The following is a 211-nucleotide window of genomic DNA, read 5'->3' as shown; positions in this document are numbered from 1 at the left end:
TAAAAATAACGAGCAAGATGACTCTTCTCAAGAGAAACAGCAAAACTCTAAGCAAGATGACTCTTCTCAAGAGAAACAGCAAAACTCTAAGCAAGATGATTCTTCTCAAGAGAAACAGCAAAACTCTAAGCAAGATGATTCTTCTCAAGATAAACAGCAAAACTCTAAGCAAGATGACTCTTCTCAGGAGAAACAACTAAACTCTAAGCAA

At 36.0% G+C, this 211-nt stretch carries 1 pseudogene; it reads left to right on the top strand.

Annotated features, from left to right (window positions below):
* Nucleotides 1-211 (top strand): annotated as a pseudogene (locus MR167_RS32765) (spore germination protein); the annotation flags it as partial.

The organism is Bacillus cereus group sp. BfR-BA-01355, from assembly GCF_022663675.1.
Lineage (GTDB): Bacteria > Bacillota > Bacilli > Bacillales > Bacillaceae_G > Bacillus_A > Bacillus_A thuringiensis_S.
Note: the sequence above shows the minus strand (reverse complement) of the source record. Positions and strands in the feature narration are given on the sequence as shown.